The 4,258-nt window shown below is 59.6% G+C and carries 4 protein-coding genes and 2 pseudogenes; all 6 read right to left on the reverse strand.

Annotated features, from left to right (window positions below):
• Positions 1-202: pseudogene (locus BSIN_RS26145) on the reverse strand (ShlB/FhaC/HecB family hemolysin secretion/activation protein); the annotation flags it as partial.
• A 128-nt stretch (positions 203-330) separates the two neighbouring features.
• Positions 331-738: a hypothetical protein gene (locus tag BSIN_RS00010; RefSeq protein ID WP_089339116.1), complete on the reverse strand. Its 408-nt coding sequence runs from the start codon at positions 736-738 to the stop codon at positions 331-333.
• A 12-nt stretch (positions 739-750) separates the two neighbouring features.
• On the reverse strand, positions 751-1,113 hold the full coding sequence (locus tag BSIN_RS00015; protein WP_089339117.1) for a hypothetical protein: 363 nt from the start codon (positions 1,111-1,113) through the stop codon (positions 751-753).
• Between the two features lie 23 nt (positions 1,114-1,136).
• The gene (locus tag BSIN_RS00020; RefSeq protein ID WP_089339118.1) at positions 1,137-1,367 is read right to left on the reverse strand and encodes a hypothetical protein; all 231 of its coding nucleotides are present in this window, start codon (positions 1,365-1,367) and stop codon (positions 1,137-1,139) included.
• Positions 1,367-1,822, reverse strand: coding sequence for an EndoU domain-containing protein (locus BSIN_RS26875; RefSeq protein ID WP_440244435.1), 456 nt, complete (start codon positions 1,820-1,822; stop codon positions 1,367-1,369). The genes BSIN_RS00020 and BSIN_RS26875 overlap by 1 nt, the downstream gene beginning before the upstream one ends.
• Positions 1,823-2,059: 237 nt before the next feature.
• Positions 2,060-4,258 (reverse strand): annotated as a pseudogene (locus BSIN_RS00025) (hemagglutinin repeat-containing protein); the annotation flags it as partial.

Consider the following 4,258-nt stretch of genomic DNA (forward strand, 5'->3'; position numbering starts at 1 on the left):
CTGGATACGCGGCGCTCGCCGTCACGCCCGAGCGCACTCCGGGCGCGGAGATTGCTCGTTCGCGCTCGCGCGCTTCTTCCTGCTGTCTGGTTTGCTGGTCGTTACCCGGAATGATCACGCGCGATGCTTCTTGCGCAGACACACTGGTCGCGATGAGCAGCAGTGCGGCCGCAGCGGAATTCCCCCGGCGAATAGTTCTCATATGCTTTTCTAGATATGTGATCACGGACTACAACTGGGTCTCACATTGTCTGCGATTCACCTTTTTATCGATTGTTCACCATTCTGTGAAAGCGAAAACCCAAATCAACCCGACATTGACATCGTGGATCAATTGAATTCGATCTTGCAGTCGTTAAGCGATACAGCGCGACCATCGGAAACGACGAACTGACCATCCTTAATTCGAGCGAGCAGCACATTCAACCCATTTGCCCCCAGCTCGATATCTTTCCTCCAACCAACAAGATCGCCGTGATAACCAATCGCGTGGAACGTTTGTCCGTCCGGCAGTGTGATATGGCATCCACGGTCATTCACGCCTCCGTTCTGAGCGCTCGGAGACGGCGCAAACTCAGTAAGACTTTTGAACTGCTTGCGAATAGGCATGTCCTTTCGGTCTGAAAAATAAATAATTTCCGTTCCCTCTACTTGAACAGTTCCGGGAATTACACGCGCATCTTTTCTCTCGATCCGTCCGCCAAGTGCTTGCTCCAATCGCTCTCGTTGACTCGTCATTGCATACTCTCCTTACTTTCCTGGCGTGATCACAAATTTGAAACCCACCTGCCGCAGCTTGATGTAATCGACGGTCGCTTCAATTAACTTGTCCTTAAAGCGGTCAATGCGCTCCCTGCCCGTACCACCCTTACCCTGACCACTGCTCTGATCCCGGTTGCCGCCGCAAACGCCCCCGAATTCCCGCCAACCAGCGCACCCGCACTCGTCGCGAGCACGTGACAGGATGTTGCCCGCCGTCAACCCCGCATTCGTGTCGCCAGTGGCACCCGCGATCGAGTCCGCGACGCTGTTCAGCTTGCCCGCCAATGCCGTAGACAACCCCGCACCGGCCGCGCCCGCCAGTGCGCTACCGCCGCCAAGGCCGGAGATCATCGCTCCGCCTGCCGTATGAAGCTCTAGCCAATCATCCCCATCTTCCTTCCGGCTTCCACCAGAGTGGTTGGTCGCTCCAAATGCTGTTTATCGAGTACAAAATCTAAAAGTTCGTATGCAACTCCATATTCGCCGTGGTCCAGATATTCGCAAATGTCGGCTTGGTCTTTGTCGGACAAATTCTTCGCGACTGATTGGAGTGAGGTCCTTAGGAGTCGCTCTAACTCATCAAAGTGCGATTGGTCGTGTTTCATTATGGATTCCTTGGAATGTTTGTTGGAAACGCAGTTACAATCCCTCCACCCTTGCTAGAGGGTTCTATCACAACGCGTATGTCGATACCATCAACCGTCCCATTCTTCACAATTCGGCCATTCGCCTGAACTGCCTCGGAGATTGCTGGATCCGTAGCAATATCCGAAACCGCGTTCATGACTTTCGAGGCCGACCAATTTTCAGGGAAGGCCGACTTGCCCGGCGCACCAGGCCAAAGATGGCCGCCACCAGTAGCATCCCCGTTCAAAATATGATTGGTCCGATCTGGCGATGCCAAGTTTACGTCAGATCCGGATCCATTATCTGGGGCATTTCCATCCCGTGATTGCGTAGAGGAATTGCCCCCACTGCCATTTGCCAAGATCGGCGCCCCCGGCGTCACGACCGGCGTAACGGCCATCCCGCACGCCCCCGGCCCGACCGGGCACGGCATCGGCGTCACAACCGCCCCTGCCGTTGGGGGTGGGCGCTGCCCGCCGGTCACATCGATGAGCGGATTCGCATCCGCATCCGGCTTCTGTCCGGAAGGCGATGGAATGATCTTGTTGAGCGCATGATTGATGATTTCAGCAAGATTCAAAGCACCGCGCGCGGCGCTCGCGAATTGTTCGCCGATCGAGTCGATAAACTGACTTCCCGTGCCACCCTTGCCCTGGCCATTGCTCTGGTCACGGTTATACAGATCGACATTCGCCGCCGCAAACGCCCCCGAATTCCCGCCAACCAGCGCACCCGCACTCGTCGCGAGCACATTCGACAGGATATTGCCCGCCGTCAACCCCGCATTCGTATCGCCGGTGGCACCCGCGATCGAGTCCGCGACGCTGTTCAGCTTGCCCGCCAATGCCGCGGACAACCCCGCACCGGCCGCGCCGGCCAGCGCGCTACCGCCGCCCAGGCTGGCAATCATCGCGCCTCCAGCCGTATGCAGCGCTACCCGGTTCGTGCCGCCTTCGTCCCAGCTCGCCGCTTCCTGACGGTACTGTGCCGCCAACTCGGGATTGCCATCCTTCACTGCCTGTTCGGCCGCTTTATTGGCGGCATTACGCTTGTCGTCCGCATACCGACCGATCTGCGTTGCCATCGCTTCACCGGCCGCGCTGGCCGCATTCATCATGTCGGCCTGATTGCCCAACAGATTCTGCAGATCCGGTGTCTTCGAGACGGTCCCATTCGTGTTCGACGTATCACGATTCAGGTTGGCAAGAGCCTGCTGCTGATTCGGAGTGTCCGTGATCGTGACCGTGCCTGCGCTCACGCCGCTCTTCGTCGTCGCCGACTCGCTGCCGCTGTCGTGCTGGCTGAGCATCGGCGTCACGCCCCCCGCATTCGGCACCGAACCCGGACCGGTCGCCTGCGTCGGCACGCCCATCGACGCACCGGCCGAGAAGCCGCTGCTCGACGCGCTATAGTCGGAATGATTCTGGATATCGGAGTACGTGAGCGTGCCGGTCGTCAGGTGATTCTTCGACGGATCAGCCGTGCTGGCGATCACCGCGCCCTTGAGATCGGTGTTTCCCTTCACATTGACATCGAAGCCGCCATCGCCAGCTTTGATGCCCGCTTGTTCGGCCACGCCCGCGTAATGACCGCTCGCATCGCCGTGCTGGTTGCTGAAGTTCGCGCTGCCGCCGCCCTGGCTGATCGTGAAGCCGCCGCCCGAGCCTTTCTGATGCGCTTCGCTGACCGTCGTGTCCTGCACGCTCGCCAGATTCAGGCTGCCGCCAACGTCGGCCGACACGTGCTTGCCACTGACGACTGCACCGATTATGTTCGTATCGCCACCCGACACGATCGATACGTTGTTGGTCCCGGTGATGTGCGTGTTGTTCTGCATCACGGCATCGCTGTTGCCATCGCCGTGCGCCTTCGCCATCGACGCCGACACCCCGACGCCGCGCGTCGTCACCTGCACACCCACGCTTGCGCTGCTCGATTCGTTCGTGCTGCGTGTCGAATCGGTGCTCGTCGTATTCACGAGATTCACCTGATTCGCAGCGTTCAGCAGTACGTTGTTTGCCGTGACGTCCGAACCGGCGATCGTGATGTTGCCTTGACCCTGGTTCTTGTCGCCGGTGGCGACGAATGCCGCCGTGCCGCCTGCCACGACGTTCGAACCGGTTTGCGTCGTCTGGCTTTCCGTGAAGGTGCTCTTCGAATGACTCGACCCGACGCTGACCTGAATCCCGATATCCGGCGTGCCGCCCGCCGAAAGCTGCTGTGCGACATTGGCCGTTTGACCGGCGGCCGCGATCGCGTGCAGCGCCTTCGCCCGGCTATCCTGACTGCCGCCCGCCGATTGAGCCTGCCCCACCGCACCTTGAACCGCCTGCGGCAAAGTGCCCGCCAAACCGACCGTCAGCCCGCTTTGCTTGGTCTCATGGCTCTCGTGATGGCTAGACGAGCCCGCGGCCGCGTCGATGGTCACGTTCTTCGCGATCCCGGTCACGTTCTGCCCAGCGATCAGGTCGCTGCCCGTCACGTGCAGATCGTTGCCGGCCGTCACGGTCAAATTACCTTTCAGCGAGCCGATCGTGCTGCCGGTGTTTGTCACGGTCGACGTCTGCTGTTTGTCCGACTGCGAGCGCGAGCCCACGGTCACCGACAAGCCACCACCCGACATCAGTCCCGATTCCTTCTTGTCGTAGTAGCTCGATGACTGCAAGGTGTCCTGCGACGTCGTAATCGTCACGTTGCGCGCGGCAGTGAGTGCAACGTCATTCGTTCCGACGATATTGCTGCCGGTCACGTTGATATCCTTCCCGCTGACGATATTCACCCCGTCAGCCGAAATCGTGCTGCCCTGGCTATAGGTCGCCGTCTGATCGATCCCGCTCGCGATCTTCGCGCCGCTCACGATATTGCTGTG

Source organism: Burkholderia singularis (assembly GCF_900176645.1).
Lineage (GTDB): Bacteria > Pseudomonadota > Gammaproteobacteria > Burkholderiales > Burkholderiaceae > Burkholderia > Burkholderia singularis.

Excerpts from the sequence above, each read along its gene's own strand:
- BSIN_RS00010 (WP_089339116.1), bottom strand. The coding sequence starts at position 738 with ATGACGAGTCAACGAGAGCGATTGGAGCAAGCACTTGGCGGACGGATC.
- BSIN_RS00015 (WP_089339117.1), bottom strand. The coding sequence starts at position 1,113 with ATGATCTCCGGCCTTGGCGGCGGTAGCGCACTGGCGGGCGCGGCCGGT.
- BSIN_RS00020 (WP_089339118.1), bottom strand. The coding sequence starts at position 1,367 with ATGAAACACGACCAATCGCACTTTGATGAGTTAGAGCGACTCCTAAGG.
- BSIN_RS26875 (WP_440244435.1), bottom strand. The coding sequence starts at position 1,822 with ATGCCGTGCCCGGTCGGGCCGGGGGCGTGCGGGATGGCCGTTACGCCG.